20 protein-coding genes are annotated in these 19,338 nt (G+C 41.6%); 11 read left to right on the top strand and 9 right to left on the bottom strand.

Features of this window, described 5'->3' with window-relative positions:
* Positions 1-737 precede the first annotated feature (737 nt).
* Positions 738-2,768 carry a class I SAM-dependent DNA methyltransferase gene (locus tag ABWT76_RS03190; protein ID WP_054468879.1) on the bottom strand — a complete coding sequence of 677 codons (2,031 nt, stop codon included), beginning with the start codon at positions 2,766-2,768 and terminating at the stop codon, positions 738-740.
* 206 nt (positions 2,769-2,974) lie between these two features.
* Here ABWT76_RS03190 and ABWT76_RS03185 point away from each other — a divergent pair, with 206 nt between their 5' ends.
* The 3 genes from ABWT76_RS03185 (at position 2,975) to ABWT76_RS03175 (ending at position 3,946) form a co-directional block, all read left to right on the top strand.
* A complete protein-coding gene (locus ABWT76_RS03185; RefSeq protein ID WP_255353237.1) occupies positions 2,975-3,103 on the top strand; it encodes a type II toxin-antitoxin system HicB family antitoxin in 129 nt (42 codons plus the stop codon).
* Positions 3,104-3,299: 196 nt separating this feature from the next.
* Positions 3,300-3,431 (top strand): type II toxin-antitoxin system HicA family toxin, encoded by a 132-nt coding sequence (locus ABWT76_RS03180; RefSeq protein ID WP_072160878.1) that lies wholly within the window; start codon positions 3,300-3,302, stop codon positions 3,429-3,431.
* Between the two features lie 173 nt (positions 3,432-3,604).
* A complete protein-coding gene (locus tag ABWT76_RS03175; protein ID WP_156331945.1) occupies positions 3,605-3,946 on the top strand; it encodes a DUF2887 domain-containing protein in 342 nt (113 codons plus the stop codon).
* Positions 3,947-3,955: 9 nt separating this feature from the next.
* Here the strand turns inward: ABWT76_RS03175 and ABWT76_RS03170 are convergent, their stop codons facing one another.
* The gene (locus ABWT76_RS03170; protein WP_156331946.1) at positions 3,956-4,123 is read right to left on the bottom strand and encodes a hypothetical protein; all 168 of its coding nucleotides are present in this window, start codon (positions 4,121-4,123) and stop codon (positions 3,956-3,958) included.
* A gap of 24 nt (positions 4,124-4,147) precedes the next feature.
* On the opposite strand from ABWT76_RS03170, the gene thrS reads away from it, so the two are divergent.
* The 3 genes from thrS (at position 4,148) to ABWT76_RS03155 (ending at position 8,141) form a co-directional block, all read left to right on the top strand.
* Positions 4,148-5,968 carry a threonine--tRNA ligase gene (gene thrS, locus ABWT76_RS03165; protein ID WP_354635620.1) on the top strand — a complete coding sequence of 607 codons (1,821 nt, stop codon included), beginning with the start codon at positions 4,148-4,150 and terminating at the stop codon, positions 5,966-5,968.
* A gap of 227 nt (positions 5,969-6,195) precedes the next feature.
* Complete coding sequence (locus ABWT76_RS03160) at positions 6,196-7,566, top strand: AAA family ATPase (protein WP_354635619.1); 1,371 nt, start codon at positions 6,196-6,198, stop codon at positions 7,564-7,566.
* On the top strand, positions 7,563-8,141 hold the full coding sequence (locus tag ABWT76_RS03155) for a hypothetical protein (RefSeq protein WP_190878614.1): 579 nt from the start codon (positions 7,563-7,565) through the stop codon (positions 8,139-8,141). The genes ABWT76_RS03160 and ABWT76_RS03155 overlap by 4 nt, the downstream gene beginning before the upstream one ends.
* Before the next feature lie 588 nt (positions 8,142-8,729).
* On the opposite strand, the gene ABWT76_RS03150 is transcribed toward ABWT76_RS03155, so the two are convergent.
* Positions 8,730-8,957, bottom strand: coding sequence for a type II toxin-antitoxin system HicA family toxin (locus ABWT76_RS03150; RefSeq protein ID WP_054468889.1), 228 nt, complete (start codon positions 8,955-8,957; stop codon positions 8,730-8,732).
* Between the two features lie 15 nt (positions 8,958-8,972).
* On the bottom strand, positions 8,973-9,227 hold the full coding sequence (locus tag ABWT76_RS03145; protein WP_322096595.1) for a type II toxin-antitoxin system HicB family antitoxin: 255 nt from the start codon (positions 9,225-9,227) through the stop codon (positions 8,973-8,975).
* 828 nt (positions 9,228-10,055) lie between these two features.
* Between ABWT76_RS03145 and ABWT76_RS03140 the strand changes: the two genes are divergently transcribed.
* Positions 10,056-11,768 (top strand): ABC transporter ATP-binding protein/permease, encoded by a 1,713-nt coding sequence (locus ABWT76_RS03140; RefSeq protein ID WP_054468891.1) that lies wholly within the window; start codon positions 10,056-10,058, stop codon positions 11,766-11,768.
* 10 nt (positions 11,769-11,778) lie between these two features.
* On the opposite strand, the gene ABWT76_RS03135 is transcribed toward ABWT76_RS03140, so the two are convergent.
* On the bottom strand, positions 11,779-13,626 hold the full coding sequence (locus tag ABWT76_RS03135) for a hypothetical protein (protein WP_354635618.1): 1,848 nt from the start codon (positions 13,624-13,626) through the stop codon (positions 11,779-11,781).
* Positions 13,627-14,060: 434 nt separating this feature from the next.
* Entirely contained in the window at positions 14,061-14,261 is a 201-nt protein-coding gene (locus ABWT76_RS03130; RefSeq protein ID WP_054468895.1) for a type II toxin-antitoxin system HicB family antitoxin, read from the bottom strand.
* 549 nt (positions 14,262-14,810) lie between these two features.
* Here ABWT76_RS03130 and ABWT76_RS03125 point away from each other — a divergent pair.
* Positions 14,811-14,942, top strand: a complete 132-nt coding sequence (locus ABWT76_RS03125; protein ID WP_255353238.1) for a hypothetical protein — start codon at positions 14,811-14,813, stop codon at positions 14,940-14,942.
* Positions 14,943-15,365: 423 nt separating this feature from the next.
* Positions 15,366-16,376: a DnaJ C-terminal domain-containing protein gene (locus ABWT76_RS03120; RefSeq protein ID WP_054468897.1), complete on the top strand. Its 1,011-nt coding sequence runs from the start codon at positions 15,366-15,368 to the stop codon at positions 16,374-16,376.
* Between the two features lie 131 nt (positions 16,377-16,507).
* On the opposite strand, the gene ABWT76_RS03115 is transcribed toward ABWT76_RS03120, so the two are convergent.
* Positions 16,508-17,059, bottom strand: a complete 552-nt coding sequence (locus ABWT76_RS03115; RefSeq protein WP_054468898.1) for a peroxiredoxin — start codon at positions 17,057-17,059, stop codon at positions 16,508-16,510.
* A 100-nt stretch (positions 17,060-17,159) separates the two neighbouring features.
* Positions 17,160-17,768 (bottom strand): peroxiredoxin, encoded by a 609-nt coding sequence (locus ABWT76_RS03110; RefSeq protein WP_054468900.1) that lies wholly within the window; start codon positions 17,766-17,768, stop codon positions 17,160-17,162.
* Between the two features lie 177 nt (positions 17,769-17,945).
* Here ABWT76_RS03110 and ABWT76_RS03105 point away from each other — a divergent pair, with 177 nt between their 5' ends.
* Together ABWT76_RS03105 and ABWT76_RS03100 are read left to right on the top strand one after the other, a co-directional pair.
* Positions 17,946-18,206 carry a hypothetical protein gene (locus ABWT76_RS03105; protein WP_156331947.1) on the top strand — a complete coding sequence of 87 codons (261 nt, stop codon included), beginning with the start codon at positions 17,946-17,948 and terminating at the stop codon, positions 18,204-18,206.
* A 79-nt stretch (positions 18,207-18,285) separates the two neighbouring features.
* A complete protein-coding gene (locus tag ABWT76_RS03100) occupies positions 18,286-18,741 on the top strand; it encodes a hypothetical protein (protein WP_156331948.1) in 456 nt (151 codons plus the stop codon).
* Positions 18,742-18,927: 186 nt separating this feature from the next.
* Here ABWT76_RS03100 and ABWT76_RS03095 read toward each other — a convergent pair whose 3' ends face one another.
* A complete protein-coding gene (locus ABWT76_RS03095; protein ID WP_054468906.1) occupies positions 18,928-19,308 on the bottom strand; it encodes a hypothetical protein in 381 nt (126 codons plus the stop codon).
* Between the last annotated feature and the right edge of the window lie 30 nt (positions 19,309-19,338).

Genomic DNA, 19,338 nt, shown 5'->3' with positions numbered 1-19,338 from the left:
TGTGCGTAGGGGCAATCCGTTGGGTCGTTGCCCCGATACGGAAAACCCCTATTTTATTCGATGATATATTGTACTGCGATCGCACCAACCGCCGGGGGTTAAAACGATGGCGGTCTCATAGCGAAAGTCGGATAAATCCTACTAATTATAGCGATCGGTTAAAAATTTCAGTCGGTTTTAACCGACTTGGGCTATTAGCCGGCGGATTATTTGACCGGCGGATTATTTGACCGGCGGATTATTTGACCGGCGGATTATTTGACCGGCGGATTATTTGACCGGCGGATTATTTGACCGGCGGATTATTTGACCGGCGGATTATTTGACCGGCGGATTATTTGACCGGCGGATTATTTGACCGGCGGATTATTTGACCGGCGGATTATTTGACCGGCGGATTATTTGACCGGCGGATTATTTGACCGGCGATCGGTTAAAAATGTCAGCGATCGCACCAACCGCCGGGGGTTAGATCCCCAGGCTAAGGGCAAAGCATTCCGGTAGTCAAGTTAATGTTTTAAGCATTATTTTATTTGCCGGAATGCTTTGCCCCTACAGGGAATTGTGAATAAATCCGACTAATCATGTTTATTAGTGAAAAATTTAGTCGGTTTTAACCGACTTGGGCTATTAGCCGGGGGTTTTAACCCCCGGCGGATTATTGCGTCAGCGATCTGTTAGCTTTATATATAAGGGATTGGTGCGTTACGCTTCGCGCTTTCACACCCTACCGATAGCTATCTTACCACCTCTCCTAACATCGCCAAAATTTCCCCTTCAATATCCCGGATATCCGCCTCAATTTCTGCTAAATCGCGGGGCGGCTGATACTGATAAAAATAACGATTAAAATTAATCTCATAACCCACCTTACCTAACTCCCCATCCCAAGCATCTCGCACCGCATCACTAATCCAAGCATCCGCAACATGGGGCTTAACCTCCCGATTAAAATAACTCATCACATCTTCTTTTAACGGCACATTTTCCGTATCCCGTAAATCCGCATCCGGTTCGGGATTATCATCCTTATCTAAACAAATATCCGCCGTTTCATCCTTCTCGGAAAGCGCCGTTAAAATTGCCTTTTTCAACCCTGCGGATAGCTTTAAACCCTGGGCTTTGATGGCTTTATTCAACACCCTCTCAAACTCCTGCCCACTCTTAAATAAAGTATCCGGCAAAGTCCCCAACATCCCTAAAATTAGCTTTTGTTGTTCCTCTCCTGCCTGTTCCTCAATTTCCCGCATTTCCGGGCTTTTCTTCTTACTTTTGGCCAAATTAATAAACGCCGATTGCTCCTTTACTCTGGCAATTCTTTCCGGGGTGACATGGAAATTCAGCCGCAACGGTCGCTCGATCGCAATCTTCCGATAACCAAAATCTTCACTATCAAAAATTTTACTAACTTCCGTCTCCGTAAACTCCGTAAAAATCTGGGTAATCTGCGAAATTTGCTCATCACTAATTTCTCGCCGCTTGCTGCCCAAACTTTTCCGCATCGGCACCCAAAAATCAGCGGCATTAATTAACTGCACCTTACCCTTTCTTTCCGGGGCTTTCTTATTACTCAAAACCCAAATATAAGTAGCAATTCCCGTATTATAAAAAAGCTGTTCCGGCAAAGCCACAATCGCCTCTAACCAGTCATTCTCCAAAATCCAACGGCGAATTTCACTCTCTCCACTGCCCGCGTCTCCGGTAAACAACGGCGACCCATTCATCACGATCGCCACCCGACTGCCTCCGTCTTGTACTGGCTTAATTTTTGATAACATATGCTGCAAAAATAGCAACTGCCCGTCACTAATTCGCGGCGTCCCGGCGGCAAATCGACTATTAGGAACCCCTGCCTCTGCTGCCACTGCCTCTTGATCCCGTTTCCAATCTTTCCCATAGGGCGGATTTGCCAACAAATAGTCAAAATTTGTATCAAAATGCTCATCCTTAGCCAAGGTACTGCCACATTTAATATTCTCCGCATCCTTGCCATCTTCACTCTTCATATATAAATCAGATTTACAAATAGCAAAAGTCTCAGGATTCACCTCTTGCCCAAATAAATAAACCTTCGCCTTTGGGTTCAAATCCAGCATCCTTTCCTTAGCAGTAGTCAGCATTCCCCCCGACCCACAACAAGGGTCATAAATCGTCCGGGTAATATAATCTTGACTTAACTGGTCTTGATCTTGGGAAAAAATCAGATTCACCATTAACTGAATCACCTCGCGGGGGGTAAAATGTTCCCCTGGGTTTTCGTCGAGGGCTTCATTAAACTTGCGAATTAACTCCTCAAAAATATAACCCATTTCCAGATTAGACACTTTATCCGGGTGTAGGTCAATATCCTTAAACTTTTCTGTCACCAAATAGAGTAAATCCGACTCATCTAGCTTTTTAATAGTATTGGCAAAGTCAAACTTTTCTAACACTTCCCTCATGTTCGGGCTAAAGCTGAGGATATAGTGATTTAAATTCGCTGCTAAATCAGCGTGATTTTCTACCAGCTTGTCAAAATCAAAGCGACATATATTGTAAAAAGCGAATCCCGATTTTTTGCATAAAATATCGTAAGGATTGTTCAACTTATCCTTATATTTATAATAAGCTTCTAAAACCTCTGCTTTCGTTTCTTTCAGCACACAATCCAACCGCCGCAACACCGTAAACGGCAAAATTACATCCTGATATTTTCCCCGTTTAAAGGTATCCCGGATTAAATCCGCTACACTCCAAATAAAACTAACTTTTTCGCCAAAATTGTTCATTATTCTTTCCCAAGCAAATGAGCGATATATCTTGTCCTTTGTGTTCTTCGTGCCTTTGTGGTTTATCTTTACCACTTCAGACACAGAGAATCACAGAGTAAATTATATTATAATATGCGATTTGCCGGTTACTGAACTGATGTCGATAATAATTTTAAAAAAAGTGATATCATAATCTATGATAGTAATTGGAGAAAAGCCATCCTATGAAAAGTCGTAGCCTTGCAGTGGTTGTTTATAAAGAAGATGATATGTATATTGCCGAATGTCCTGAAATCGGCACAGTGGATCAAGGAGAAACAATCGAACAGGCGGTAAGCGAAGCTATGCCGTAAGGCTTTTCGCTGGTCTCAGAGAAGCAACACGACTTTATTTAGAAGAATTTTCTGACTCAGAAATATCTCCTAGATTTGTGACTAGCATTGAGGTTAGCTATGCCTAAAATGCCGCGAATTTCTAGTAAAGAAGCAATTCGAGTGCTGGAACTTTTAGGATTTGAGCAAGTTAGACTTTCCCGGCAGTCATGTTGTAATGAAAAAAGAAACTGAATCGGTAAAAATTGGTTGTGTTGTTCCGGTACATCAAGAATTAAAAGTGGGGACTTTAAGCGGAATCCTCAAGCAAGCTCAAATAACAGTTGAGCAATTTATTGAAAATTTATAATGTTCCCTGTTAAAAGGAGTGCAGACCGTGCCCAGAAACCGGGTTTCTTCTCCGCTATAAACAATTATCTTTGCGATCCACCAAAGAAACCCGGTTTCTTTTCTTGCCGATCAATTTCTTCGTGTCTTGGTGGTTTATGTTTACCACTTCAGACACAGAGAATCACAGAGTAAATTATAGATGATGATGGGCGATCGCAATTAAAGGAGGCAGCCCTAAAGCAAAAAGTTGTAGAATTGATAGAGATAATCTTGATTTACAAATTACCGCAGTTAAGTCGCAAGGAGTTAGAAGCAATGTTTGGTTTAGAGGATTTAAAAAAGACCCGCTATTTTCAAGATGTAGCAGCGGACTATAAGGTAGAAGGCAAGCTAGAAGGCAAGCTAGAAACTATCCCCTTATTATTAGAAGCGGGATTGACTGTAGAACGTATCGCACAAAGTCTAGGGCTAGACCTTGAGTTAGTAGAAACAGTGGCTAAAAATCAGTCCGGTGCTAATCCTAATCAAAACTAAATGACAAAACTAAATGAAAACTAATAAACCGGCAGGATAAAAGCCAAAATGAAATGCGATCGCTTGCTGAAATAAAAAACCTGGGATGGGAAACCGGGTTTCTGCGATCGCATTTCCATCAACACCGAGATGAATTAAATTAACCCGGTTTCTGTCTGTGAGATAATAAATGGGCACATATATTGATCGATTGATTCGGATATGTCTTCATCTTCAGGCAAAACAGAACAGCCCGAAATGCTCTATTTACCGCGCACCAGCGAGTCTGAGCAACTCAAGAAAATTCGCCACACCACGTCTCACGTTATGGCAATGGCGGTGCAAAAGCTATTTCCCCAGGCCCAAGTGACCATTGGGCCGTGGATTGATTACGGTTTCTATTATGATTTTGACAATCCCGAAGCCTTCACGGAAGCGGATCTGAAAGCCATTAAACAAGAAATGGCCAAGATTATTAAGAAAAAATTGCCGGTCATTAGGGAAGAAGTCAGCCGCGAAGAAGCCCAACGGCGAATTGAAGCGATTAACGAGCCATATAAGTTAGAAATTCTCGCGGATTTAAAAGAACCGATTACCCTCTACCACCTGGGTGACGAATGGTGGGATTTATGCGCGGGTCCTCATGTGGAAAATACCGCCGAACTGAACCCAAAAGCGATCGCCCTGGAAAGTGTGGCGGGGGCTTATTGGCGTGGAGATGCGAATAAACAGCAGTTACAGCGGATTTATGGCACCGCGTGGGAAACTCCAGAGCAATTACAAGAATATCAACGCCGCAAGGAAGAAGCCCTGAAACGGGACCATCGTAAATTAGGCAAAGAATTGGGCTTATTTATTTTCTCCGATCCCGTTGGGCCTGGGCTGCCGTTGTGGACGCCAAAAGGGACGATTTTGCGATCGCTTTTGGAAGATTTCCTCAAACAAGAACAACTGAAACGCGGTTATTTGCCAGTAGTGACACCGCATATTGCTCGTGTGGATTTATTCAAAATGTCCGGCCATTGGCAAAAATATAAAGAGGATATGTTCCCCATGATGGCGGAAGATGAAAAAGCCGCGATCGCCGAACAAGGTTTTGTCCTCAAACCGATGAACTGCCCCTTCCATATTCAAATATATAAGAGTGAATTGCGGTCCTATCGCGATTTGCCCATGCGGTTAGCGGAATTTGGCACGGTTTACCGCTATGAACAATCGGGAGAATTAGGAGGTTTAACACGGGTACGCGGCTTTACCGTGGATGACTCCCACTTATTTGTTACTCCAGAACAGTTAGAAGGGGAATTTTTAGCCGTCGTCGATTTAATCTTATCAGTCTTTAAGAGTCTGCAACTGAAGAACTTTAAGGCTCGTTTAAGTTTCCGTGACCCGGATTCTGATAAATATATTGGTTCTGATGAAGTGTGGCAAAAAGCGGAAAATGCTATCCGTCATGCGGTGACAACTTTGGGCATGGAATATTTTGAAGCCCCAGGGGAAGCGGCATTTTATGGGCCAAAATTAGACTTTATTTTCCGGGATGCCCTCGATCGCGAATGGCAATTAGGCACCGTGCAAGTAGACTATAATTTGCCCGAACGATTTAGTTTAGAATATACCGCCGCCGATGGTTCTCGGCAACGTCCGGTAATGATTCATCGTGCCCCATTTGGGTCTTTGGAACGCTTAATCGGGATTTTAATTGAAGAATATACCGGCGATTTTCCGCTGTGGTTAGCGCCAATTCAAGCCCGTTTGTTGCCGGTCAGCGATGAATATTTGCCCTTTGCTCACGACGTGGTTAAGCAAATGCAGATGCGCGGAATTCGCGCCGAAGTGGATACCAGCGGCGATCGCTTGGGTAAGTTAATTCGCAATGCGGAAAAGCTTAAAATTCCCGTCATGGCGGTAGTCGGGGCCAAAGAAGTTGAGGCCAATTCCCTCAGTATTCGCACTCGTGCTAATGGGGAATTAGGCACGATTTCCGTAGCAGAAGTGCTGGAAAAAATGCAGACTGCGATCGCGAATCGGGAGAATTTATAGATAGCCTAGTAGCAAAATGTAGGGTGTGTTAGGCTGGCAGATAACTGTGATATAAACAATTAACTTTTATGCCAGCCTAGACGCACCATGCGGAGGGTGTAGGGTGTAGGGTGTAGGGTGTGTTTCTCGTTCCCAGGCTCTGCCTGGGAATGCCCCACGGGAGGCTCTGCCTCCGGTCATCATTCCCTAAAATTATCTGATTTTTGAATATATAAATATATAAAAAAATGCCAAAAATTGTAGTAGAAAAATTCAAAGGCATTCAAAATGCTGAACTAGAAATCAGAGACATGGTAGTTCTCATCGGAGAACAAGCCACGGGAAAAAGCACTCTGGCTAAACTGGTCTATTTTTTTCAATCCCTAGGCGATCTGTATTTTGATTTTATCTCCGATCGCCTAGGAACTGGTTTCGACTGGCAGAAAAACTTTGAAACAAGTTTAGGATCTGAAATTAGTCGTAAATTTTATCAGTTTTTTGGTTCAATCCAATTTTCAGGTAATTTCAAAATTCAGTATGATTATTCAAGAGTAAATCATAAAATAACTCTTTGTCCAGAAACAGGTTATAATGCTTTTAATAAGTTACAAACTCAATTATCACCGCCGCTTTACGAGAAATTAATTGCCGGTGAAATCTTAGCTATTATTCAGGAATTAGAGCAATCATCGGGGCAAAAAAACAGACATGAAAAAAAAGCTTATCAGGATTCACTGAAAAAATTATCTCAACTTGTCATTGATTCATTCAACAGTCATCTGTCCCCAGTTTTTATTCCGGCTGGTCGAAATATGGCGGTCACTTATGCTGATTTTTTTCAACAGACTTTTTATGGGAGTTTAACCAGCAACTTACAACGATTAACTGACGAGAACAGGATTAACAACAAATTTGTCCAGGATACTTATTTAATGATTAAGTTTCTGGAAAGAGTTAATTATATCAATGCCAGCTTTAAAGAGTTAAAAACTTTTGCCATTTTGACGACAGACTATTTAACCAGAGAATCTCACCTCAGTGAGAGGGATGTCGAATATATCCAGGGTAAAGTGGAAAAAATATTAAAAGGCAAGTATGAAATGAATGATTTTGGTGAGGTGATCAATTTGCCCGATCGCCAGGGTTATGTTTACCTGAATAATGCCTCATCAGGACAACAAGAAGTAATTAGAATACTGCAAGATATTTTTCTGATATTGCTGAATGGAGAAAATACCTTTAGAGTCGTTGAAGAACCAGAAGCGCATCTATTTCCGACTGCCCAAAAGCACTTAATCGAAATGATGACGATGCTGCTCAACAAAACCCAAAGTCAAGTGTTTTTAACCACTCATAGTCCCTATATCCTCAGCGTGATTAATAATTTATTGTTTGCTTCGATGGTACAGGAACAGGGTGACTCTCTGGAACCGAATCAAGGATTTTTTCTCCGACCAGCACAAACCGGGGTTTATCGGTTGAAAGATGGCAGGAGTGAATCGATTATCGATCCAGAAACTAATTTAATCGATCAAAATTCTTTGGATGAAGTATCTGATGAGTTAGCAGATGAGTTCGATCGCCTATATGACCGATTTCTGAGGAGGCAGAAAAATTGAGTATTGACCAGCAGTTTTTGGCAGCTTTAGCAGAAATTTTTCCCGATCGCCCGATAGAGGAATGCTATGATATTGATGACCGCGATCGCTTTCACATCCGCGAAAATTCCCAAGGGCGATCGTATATCGTCCCCACCCATAATGATGAATCTTTCCCCAGTTTTATCATTATTAATTCTCAAGCACCTAAACCCATTCATTTTTTAGCCCTGGATAGCTGCTTTTTTCCCGATAGTGACAGTGATGCAGGAAGGCGATCGGATTGTATGGTTTTCAACAATCAAACTCTTTGCTTTGCCGAATTGAAGCTCAATGTTACATCAGATAATCAGAATACCAGGTGCGATCGGGCCGAAGAAGCGATGAAGCAACTCGGAGCAACTATCGACTTTTTTCAGACCAAGTTTAAAGAAAATTCCCAGGATTTTATCACCCTAGGTTTTACTTATGAAGCTTATATTGTTTTCCGCTCGGAAAAATATCCCAGAGACACCTCATCTCGCAAGAACAGAAAAGTTAAATTTGCCCAGCAATATGGGGTGAAACTAGAAGAGAAGAATATTAAGGAATTTTAAAATTGAGCCTTCGGGCAGAAGTGTAAGCGCTGGAAACCATGAGGATGGCGATCGCGAATTGCGATAATTTCTAGATAGCCTAAAAACCGGGTTTTCACCCAAATTTAAGGGCGTTGCATGACCGGAGTAGGGGTGATTCGCGATCACCCCTACAGAATATTTTAACAGAGCAAAATGTAGCAAAATGTAGGGTGTGTTAGGCTGGCAGATAAATTTGACATAAACAATTAACTTTTATGCCAGCCGTAACGCACCACAATCTGCACAAATGTAGCAAAATGTAGGGTGTGTTAGGCTGGCAGATAAATTTGACATCAACAATTAACTTTTATGCCAGCCGTAACGCACCATGCGGAGGGTGTAGGGTGTAGGGTGTAGGGTGTGTTTTCTCGTTCCCAGGCTCGCCCTGGGAATGTCCCACGGGAGGCTCTGCCTCCGGTCATCATTCCTTAAAATTATCTAATCTAAGCGATCGCTTTATGTGAAAACAAGGCAATCAATAGAATAGAAACCCGGTTTTTCTACCGGGTTGATCGAGGAACAAGGAGAGAGGATATCGCCGTTATCAAGATACAGTGCTGGGAACACTTATTCCATAGCGGAAACAAACTCTTCTACAGTCAGTCCAGCAGCACGAATCAAACTGCGTAAAGTGCCTTTTGCTACTTCTCGATGATCGGGAATTGAAAGTGTCGCTTGTTCACCTTCTTTAACCATAATGATGTGACTCCCACTCTGACGCGCAACTTGCCAGCCAACAGCTTCAAACACACGGACTACTTCTCGTCCGCTCAGAACCGGAAGGTTAGAAGACATGATTATGCCACCACCTCAACAGAAATGTGTTTCCACCGTAAGCGGTAGCCCATGTTCGGAACGAACTTGCAAACAAAGCGCGATCGCATCTTTAATATTTTCCAAAGCTTTTTCTCTAGTTTCACCTTGGCTGACACAACCGGGAATGCTCGGACATTCTACAATCCAAACCCCATCTTCATCTCGGTCTACTATTACATTAAACTTCATAAGTCTTGGCCATTCACCGTAAGCATTGAAATCTTTTATTAGTTTAACCTGTGCTTTCATCTTGGGGGATTTTGAGTCCTAAAAAAATTATCAAAGGGAAAATTAGAAATGTAGGGTGTGTTCGCGGAAACTTTGACATAAACAATTAACTTTTATGCCAGCCTAGACGCACCATGCGGAGGGTGTAGGGTGTAGGGTGTAGGGTGTGTTCGCGGAAACTTTGACATAAACAATTAACTTTTATGCCAGCCTAGACGCACCACAAGCAGGAAACGGTATAACAGATTTTTCCCGACGAAATCACCAATAGTTGAAAATAACTACAAAAGCTTTTATAATAATCATAACTATTAGTCGTTTCTCGTTACGAGGCGGGGGTAATTCTGCTCTATTGTGGCTTTAGCCCCCAGAGTAAAGCGGAGGAGCGGGAGTTTAGGGGCGCAAGCATTGCACCCCTACCATCGAAATAGACGCATTTTTTTGTTTATTGGTATTACATTTTAAAAATGCAGAAATCGCAAATAAAAAAATTATTCCTGGCAAAAAAATGTTTACCGACAGTTTTATTGGTAGGTAAAAAATAAGCGATCGCTCGTTTTGGTGATTAGCTAATACGCCAAATCTCTAGAATCAGAATTTAGCAACCATTAGCAAATTTCCAGCCAGTGATGGGGATATCAATGGCATAGTAGATCCAAAATTTATTCTGAGTAAAAATTCAGATTGCAATAGAAAATTTGTAAAATGTCACATTAATCTGGCAACAAAAATTAAGCCAACTCACCAATCAAGGTAAAATAATCTACTTGGACAATGAAAAAGACTCAATTTTAAAACAAAATTAGCGATCGCATCTGTTGAAGTAAACCACAATGATTCATAAAAATTATGAGTAGTCTAAAAATTAATTTTAAAATTTTTCAGAGTTTCTGGGCTGTTGGTAAACTATATTGGTGGGAGTCCAAAGAAAAATGGCGAGCCATTGGTTTATTAATATTGCTGCTGGCTTTAGTTAGTCTGGAGTCCACCATAGCGGTGAATCAAAATACACAACGTGGCGAATTTTTTTCGGGTTTAGCAAATCAACAACCAGAACGGTTCTGGCAAGCGGTATTTTTTTATTTATTGGCTTCTATTTTATTAGCGATTACTGTAGCAACTTGGAATTATTTACAAGATAAGATTCGATTATATTCTCGTGATTGGTTTACCAAATATTATTTAGAAAAATATTTTCAGAATAAAAATTTTTATCAAATCAAGGTTTTTGATTCAGAGATTGACAACCCAGATCAAAGAATAGCTGAAGATATTCAAGCATTTTGTCATCGTTCAGTCCATGTGTTCACTCAATGGATGAAAGCAATTTTTGATGTTATGGCATTTGGAATTGTGTTGTGGTCAAAATCCAAGCTTTTTGTTTTTATTTTGGTCATATATTCTGTAGTAGGTATTCTCATTACCACTCTAGGATTTGGCAAAATTTTGATTCCAATTAAAAAAGAACAACTCAAACGAGAGGCGAATTTCCGATTTAGTTTAGTCAGAGTGCGAGAAAATGCTGAATCTATTGCTTTTTATGATGGAGACCATAGAGAATATACTCATCTTCAACAAATATTTACTCCGGTTTTAAGTATTTATAACCGAGTGATTACCTGGGAAAGAAATTTAGAGATATTTAAAAATATCTATAGCTATATTACCTGGGTTGTACCAGCTTTAATTGTGGGTCCGATGATTTTGGCAGGTGAAGCAGAGGTGGGAGTTTTATCAGAAACTGGTTCAGCTTTTGGGAGAATATTTTATTCTTTGACAATCTTAATTAATATGTTTGAGTACCTGACCAGCTTTGCAGCGGGAATTGAACGGTTAGAAAGTTTTGAAAAAGTCCTAGAATCAGCAAAAACAGTATCACCAAAGGGAACTTCGATCATTAATAGCGTTGAAGATTCTCGTTTAAGTTTACAGCATCTTACTTTACAAACTCCTAATAGTGAACGAACTTTAGTCAAGGATTTATCTGTTGGAGTAGAACCAAAAAAAGGACTTTTAATTATAGGAGTAAGTGGTTGTGGTAAAAGTTCAATTTTAAGAGCGATCGCTGGTTTATGGAATTCGGGAACGGGGCAAATTTACCGACCACCATTAAAAGAGATTCTCTTTTTACCCCAACGTCCTTATATGATTTTAGGTTCTTTGCGAGATCAACTCTTATATCCGCGTACCGATCTGAATATATCTGAGCAAAAAATATATCAAGTTTTAGAACAGGTAAATTTATCAGACTTAGCAGAAAGATTTGGGGGTTTAGATGCGATAGAAGATTGGGATCATGTATTGTCAATGGGAGAACAACAGCGCGTTGCTTTTGCCCGTTTGTTACTTACTCAACCTCGATATGCAATGTTAGATGAAGCAACCAGTGCTTTAGATGTGAATAACGAACAAAGTCTTTACCAACATTTGCAAAATCTATCCACCACTTATATTAGTGTGGGACATCGCCCAACGTTGTTACCATATCATCACCAAGTTTTAGAAGTAATCGGTGATGAAACTTGGCGAGTCAGCGAGTCAGTTCAGCCCAAGATTACTTGATGACAACGGGTTAATTCTGGTTGGATTTTGGCTTGGGAGAATTCATTTCTAAACGCCATTGACCCCCTGGATAATCAAGTTCTAACAATCCACTGTAAAGGTCTTGATTTAAATAAAGACTGGAGAACACCGGCCAATTCTGGAGTCTAACTTCTTCGCCGTTGATGCGACCAAGACCCACTCCACTATCAGGAACGTAGGTTAAAGATAGGCGATCGCCCGCTAAGGTTTTGTAAGTTAATTTACCCTGACTCTGCCATTCTGTATCATTGACTGCGGTATGATCCAAAGCTTTTTTTAAAGCATCTAAATCTGGGTAATCAGTGGTACTGACCACATCCGTAATCCAAGCGGTTTGATTACCATTCGCTGCGAGTACCTGGTAATCTGAATTTTTTTCAGAAACCGGCGATCGCCACTCGATTTTATCTCCCCAAGGTCGCGCCGCTAACCAAGTTTGCTCAACTTGCCAAATGTACCAATTTTTATACTGTTGCGGTTCACCATAGCGACTGGGTAAAACTAAATGAGAAACTGCGGGAACTCCAGCGGCAATATCTTCCTCATTCAACCGTAATTGATAAATGACCGCGCCTTTTTCCTGCAAAAATTGGTCGCCTGGGGAACTTCCATCCGCCATTGGACTGTGATAAGTTCCCCCCAAACTGACCACCGCATTATTTGCTCCTTGGCGATCGCGAATCACTAGCTTATAGGTTGCATATTGAGCATTGATTGTCCCTTGCACTTGATAGGAACGATGAGGCACTAGCAGAGTCCCTAAACTATAATCATCGGTGATATAAAATATTTCCCAAAACTGATTATCTGCGTGATAACTGTAATATCCAGGATGACTGGCTTTTAACTCAAACGGCAAAGGCACCTCTTTCTTTGCCAAAGCTGCTAATTCCTGTGGTGGACGATAATCACTTAATGCTGCGAATAGGGCTACTCTCGCTTTTTTGTCATCCATTTTTTCTACAGGTTTCAGGTCATTTCCCCACCACATCCAAGCCACTGCACTTAATTCACTACCATTCCAAGTTCCGCGATCGAATCCTCGACTTTCTGCCCCTCCCGCAGTGCCCCAACTGAGACGAACTGCCATATTTGCTGCATACCAATCTAAACCAATTTTTGCCAATTCTCGTAATTCGGGAGTTTGGGCAAAATCGTAAAGATTCAGTAGCCCACCAATAGCATATCCGTAATAAGTAGAAGAATGAAACTCTCCCTGACCAATGGTTAAAAATTTGTTTAATTCCGAACGCAACCAAGCTTCATTGGTCGCAGCAACTCCTGGACGAGAATTTGGCCAACCGCTGCCATCCATTAGCGCTAAACCAGATAGCCGCTGCATAAACATATGGTTTTCTGTTCCTTCTTCCATCCATTCCAAAATACGCGGCATTTCTACCATACTGCGATAAGATCCTTTGACTGAATTGGGCATGATATCTTGAAATAGAAAAAAGATGCGAACATCGTAAACGCTGCGAAAATGATAAATATCCGGTTGTTCTTTTTCTAACTTTAGCAGCAGTTCCCAAATGGGTTCATGTTTGTATTGTTCTGGTAAACTCAACCGGGATAAAATTACTGGTAATAAATATTTATGAGGGTCGCCCAAATTTATTCTTCGCCACCAAGCATCAAGTTCTTCTAAATCTCTGGCGGCTAACTTTTCCCGAATTGCCAGACTCCGTTGTTGAAATGCCTCTTCTTTTGTTTGATTGTCTATGGATTGTTCAACGGCTACCGTAGATTGTGGGGAAAATGACTCCGCACAACCGATTAAGGGTAATAACGGGAGTAACGGCAAGAAAAGGGCGATCGCAATTTTAAGTGGTTTCATTAGTCTGGGAAATTGGGCAAACAATCGATATCAAGTAACCGCTCAACATTATAAGTAAGAGCATTCCGGCAGTAAATTCATCGAATTTTATGTTTTTATCCTAAGACATTATAACACATTTTGATATTTTGACATATAGATTTTAATTATGTCTATAAATCATTTCTGAGATGAGTCTATTCGTTTTAGTTAGATCCAAAAGATAAAAATGTAGGGTGTGTATAGCCTTCGGCATGGCTACGCTAAAGGCTGGCAGATAACTGTGATATAAACAATTAACTTTTATGCCAGCCGTAACGCACCACAATCTGCACAAATGTAGCAAAATGTAGGGTGTGTTAGGCTGGCAGATAAATTTGACATAAAAAATTAACTTTTATGCCAGCCGTAACGCACCACAAAAGGGCAATAAATACCGCTTTCAATTATGGATTTCATAAAGATAACTCAATTAACTGTTTTTCTGGGGTAAGTTCCTGTTGTTCACTGGCTACTTCCAGCCAACCCTGAACAGCATCTTCAAGCATCTCCAACAACTGTTCATAACTCTCAGCCCAGGTGTGACAACCGGGAAGGGCTGGAACTGAGGCACACCATACATCATCTTCTTGCCAAATAATTGCTTTAATCTTCATAATTTATCTTTAATGGCTATCTGCTAATTATTTTATCTCATTTATTAATTTTTAACCCAGAAAGCTTATGCTAGAGAAACCAAGAAATGTAGGGTGTGTTAGGCTGGCAGATAACTGTGATATAAACAATTAACTTTTATGCCAGCCGTAACGCACCACAAAATGGCAATAAATACCGCTTTCAATTATGGATTTTCTCGTTCCCAGGCTCTGCCTGGGAATGCCCCACGGGAGGCTCTGCCTCCGGTCATCATTCCCTAAAATTATCTAATCTAAGCGATCGCTTTCCGAGAATAAAAAGAGCGATCGCGGCAAGTCAAGAAACTGGTTTTTTTTGAAAAATTATCGGTAAAACACAAAAAAATCCGCAGAAACACGGTTTCTTTCATCTCTGATAATAAACCGATCTTACATTACCAACTGTCCTGTGGGAAAGACATAAATTGTATATTTTTTTTACTGGATTTAAATCGGAATATTCTTGAGAGTAAACTACGTTTATTTTCGCTAAAATCCGCTTTCGGTTATATCGCTGCAAATAGGCTTTTAATGCTTCAGTATATAACTAGGGATGCCGAACATATCCAGGGGAAATTGGAAAAAATCTTAAGAGGCAAGTATGAAATGAATAATTTGAGGGAGGCGATCGATTTTCCCGATGTGAAAGCAAAAAAATATTAAAGAATTAAAAAATCAGAATACAATCACCCATAACTCTAATCTAATAACTAATAACTAATTACTAATCTAAAAGATACGGCAATTTCCCTGCATTGAGAGAGAAAGAACCGAACTTGAATCTGGGTGAGTCTTAGATATAGTCAAAGGGAGAGATACTTTGACTGGGAGGCAGGATATTGGAGGCAGGATATTGGAGGCAGAATATTGTGCCAACGCAGGCTAACGGATATTGTGGGCGATCGCCAGTTCCTGTGTCACGGTTGCGAACCTACAAGAGGTGGTCACACCAAGAGAAACCATTTACCAGAACAGATTTAAACGGACTGATTTGCCATAATAGTGTATTTGCTTGTATCCAATATTAGAAAATTGCCAGAAAAACTCGATAAACTGAATCATTAAAGAACAGGAGGCTGATGATTTATGGCGGCAACGGATTTCAAAGACTATTACGCCGTTTTGGGAGTGAATAAAAGTGCTACTGCTGACGATATCAAACGAGCGTATCGCAAATTGGCTCGGAAATACCACCCAGATATGAACCCAGGAGATCGCCAAGCGGAAGCCCGGTTTAAAGAAATTGGTGAAGCTTACGAAGTCTTATCGGAACCAGAAAAACGTCAGAAATATGACCAATACGGTCAATACTGGAAGCAAGCGGCCACTCCAGGGGCGGGAGGATGGCCAGGTGGCGGCGCCCCCTCCGGTTTTCCCACGGATATGAATGGCTTCGACTTTAGCCAGTTCAATAGTTTTGATGACTTTATCAATGAATTGCTGGGTCGAGTCGGTGGTAACAACACTCGGAATAACCGATGGAATGCTTCTTATCGCCAAAACACTGCGCCCGGTGGTAATGGATTTGAGGATTTTGCTTATGGTGGTGCTGGAGGGACTGCTTCGGGCGATCGCGAAGGAAATCTCACTCTAACATTAGCAGAAGCCTTTCATGGCACAACCAAGCGCCTAAGTTTGGGGAATGAAACGATCAATGTGCGGATTCCCGCTGGGGCTAAACCGGGTAGCCGCATTCGCTTACGAGGCAAAGGACAAATGACTGCTTACGGAAAACGCGGGGATTTATATTTAACAGTGCAAATTCAACCCCATCAATTTTTCCAATTTGAAGGGGATAACCTGATTTGTGAAGTGCCGATCGCCCCAGATGAAGCGGTTTTAGGGGCTACCATCGATGTTCCCACTCCTGATGGCGCGGTAAAAATGAATATACCCGCCGGAATTCGCAGCGGTCAATCATTACGATTACGAGGCAAAGGTTGGCCACAAGCCAAAGGCGATCGCGGCGATCAATTGGTGCGAATTCAGATTATGACACCAAAAACTATCAGTGCTACGGAACGAGAATACTATGAAAAAATCCGAGCCGTTCGTAGTTTTAATCCCCGCAGTGATTTACTGGGCATTCGACTGTAAACAAACCCCCGGTTGCACCGAAAAAACGCCCATCAAAAATCGGTGAAAGGTCATGGGTGAAAATCCCTGACCTTTCACCGATCGCTCAAACAATCCCTTTTGCCGCCCCAATCGTTTAAACCTAATTAGGATTATTTTTCATCGCTGATTTCTAAGGCAGCCAGCAATCTTTCCACACTGGCATTTGGGTCTAGAAATGAGAATAAATGGGTAAATTGCAGTTTTCCTTCTTGGTCTAAAACAAACTGAGCCGGTAACGGCGCCCCCAGAGATTGTCCCGTGCCATACCGCCGAAATACACTACAGCTTGGATCGCTGAGTAGGGGCATTTTTAAGCCTAAATCTTTGACCACTATTTTACTTTGCTGTTCATCGGTACTGGTGATCATTAAAATTTCTGCCCCTTTTTCCGTAAACTTTTCATAGTTTTCATTCAAAGCGACAATATGGGGAAAACAAAGGGGGCAATATTGTTTTTCAGTAAAAATCCGGGTGAAGGCTAAAATCACCGGCTGTTTGCCTCGGTAATCGGCCAATTTTACGGTGCGATTGCCCGTAATATCCGGTAATTCAAAACTCGGCGTCCCCACTCCCAGATAAAGTTGATGACGAGCGGGAATTGGTAAAAAGTTATTGAAAAATCGACGATTAAATAAACCACTAAAATCTGTAGAAGTCAGCATCATAGTTTTCCGCAATTTTTTTCAATAGTTCGATTAATTAATCTAGTAAATTTTACCAAAAATTGCCAGCGATCGCAACCCCAATTCGTCCATGCCCAAATTAGGATGATTTAACGGCAGCAAAAAACTCTTTTGATTTCACCGGATCCGGAGTCATCGTTTTATCACCCGGTTGCCAACCCACAGGACAGACGGCATCCGGGTGGGACTGGACATATTGAATCGCTTGCAGGGTTCGCAAGGTTTCATCCACATTCCGACCAAAAGCTAAATTATTAATAGTGGCGTGTTGAATAATCCCATCTTTGTCAATAATAAATAGACCCCGCAGGGCAATTCCAGTTTCTGGGTCTAAGACGTTATAAGCGGTACAAATTTCTTTTTTCAAATCAGAAATTAACGGATATTTAATATTGCCTAATCCCCCTGATTTGCGGTCAGTTTCAAGCCAAGCAAGATGGGAAAATTCACTATCCACTGAAACCGCTAATATTTCTGTATTCAGCTTCTTAAATTCTTCATAGCGATCGCTAAAAGCAATAATTTCTGTGGGGCAAACAAAAGTAAAATCTAAAGAATAGAAAAATAAAATCACATACTGACCCCGATAGTCAGAAAGTTTAATGGTTTTGAACTCTTTATCCAGCACCGCAGTGGCCGTAAAGTCAGGGGCATCCTGGTTTACCCGAATAGATCCGCCTTCAGTCATGGTGTTTGTTCTCCCTTAATCAAAATTTTTCTGTGTGAGTGATGGTTCTGAGTGATGGTTCTGAGTGATGGTTCTGAGTGATGGTTCTGAGTTATAATCGGTTGTTTTTGGGATAGTCCCATCTAAAAAAAACCATTAGTTATTAATCTAAATATATCATCTAAATATATCATCTGGATGAGAAATTTTCCCCTGGTAGATGACCTAATCTCTTGCGCCATCAATCGAGGACGAAATCAATGGCCACTCCAGGAACAGCCACAAGGAAGCAGCGATCGCCCATTACCCTGTGTTTATAATGGAAATAGAGTCAGATCCTCTGGTGGACAAATTGACCTCAAGAGGCGATCGCTCACCAAACAGGAGGGAAAACCAAATTGCTTTCTTGCGCGAACTCACTCCCATTCAGCACTGGAACAAAGGGAAACCGGAAACTAGCCTGAATTATCAGCGTCTTAAATCAGAGAAGGCTTTAAAAAAATCATGGGGAAATTGAATTTACCGGAGCCAAAAAACTATGAAAACCCTAATTCGTTCCATGCTGCTAACCACTGCCGTTATAGTGAGCTTCTCCAGCCCGCAAATCGCTAGGAGTAATCAACTATCCATGAATAGCGGCCCGCCCTCAACGATCCAACTGGCGACTCAAATCCCTCAAGATCCTTTAGAATTTACCCAAGCCATCTCAGGACAACCCACTTTAAACTGTAATGCGACACCCACAGCCGCGAATTGGGTCATTGAGATGACCCAGCCATTTCCCTACCTTCGTTTTAGCATCCAAGGGGAAGGGGAACCCGTCCTCATTATTGAAGGGCCGGGGGGACGTTTCTGCGTCCTCGCGGATAATTACTCTGGAGACAATCCAGAAATCTCTGGATTGTGGGATGCGGGAACCTACAATATTTACATCGGCAATCGCACCCCTGGTGATTATTCTTATACTTTAAAAATTACTCAAAAACCCAATTAATTTGAGGATAATTTGAGCGATCGCACATGAAAATCGCCTATCTGGAGCCGCCGCCAAAGTCAATTCTTTGGCGGCGATTCTCTCTAGCGGCAGTCTGCTCATCAAAGAATCGTGCAAAAATGCTGATTTTACGGCAGGCTTCTGAATCGATCAAGATTGGGTAATTTTATGGCTAATTTTTTATGACTAATTATCAACGGGAGAACTGGATACCTCAACGGCTTGCACATCAATAGTGCCTGGGGGAGTCACCCGTTGAAATTGGCGATTTTCGACTTTCAGGGTTTCACCACAGTTGGGACATTGAAATTGAGCCTGATTTAACCCGGTAAATTCATAATCACAAACAGGACATTGGTCAGTAATCACATTTCGACTCACCCACCAGCGCAACACAAATACGGCAATCACGGGAGAGATCAACAGCAGTCCGACTAAAATTAAAAAGGAATTGACTAACCAACCAAGACCAATTGAGGCCAGTAACCAAATAATTAACAGTGGCACCAGCAGACGACTGAAGTCAGAAAGAGTTAAAGACCATAATTTAGGGCTACCTTGGTTCACAGCTTTTACCTTGATACTTGCCTACATTTC

This window comes from Planktothricoides raciborskii GIHE-MW2, from assembly GCF_040564635.1.
Lineage (GTDB): Bacteria > Cyanobacteriota > Cyanobacteriia > Cyanobacteriales > Laspinemataceae > Planktothricoides > Planktothricoides raciborskii.
The sequence above is the reverse complement of the archived record's forward strand: the minus strand, read 5'-3'. Positions and strand labels throughout refer to the sequence as shown.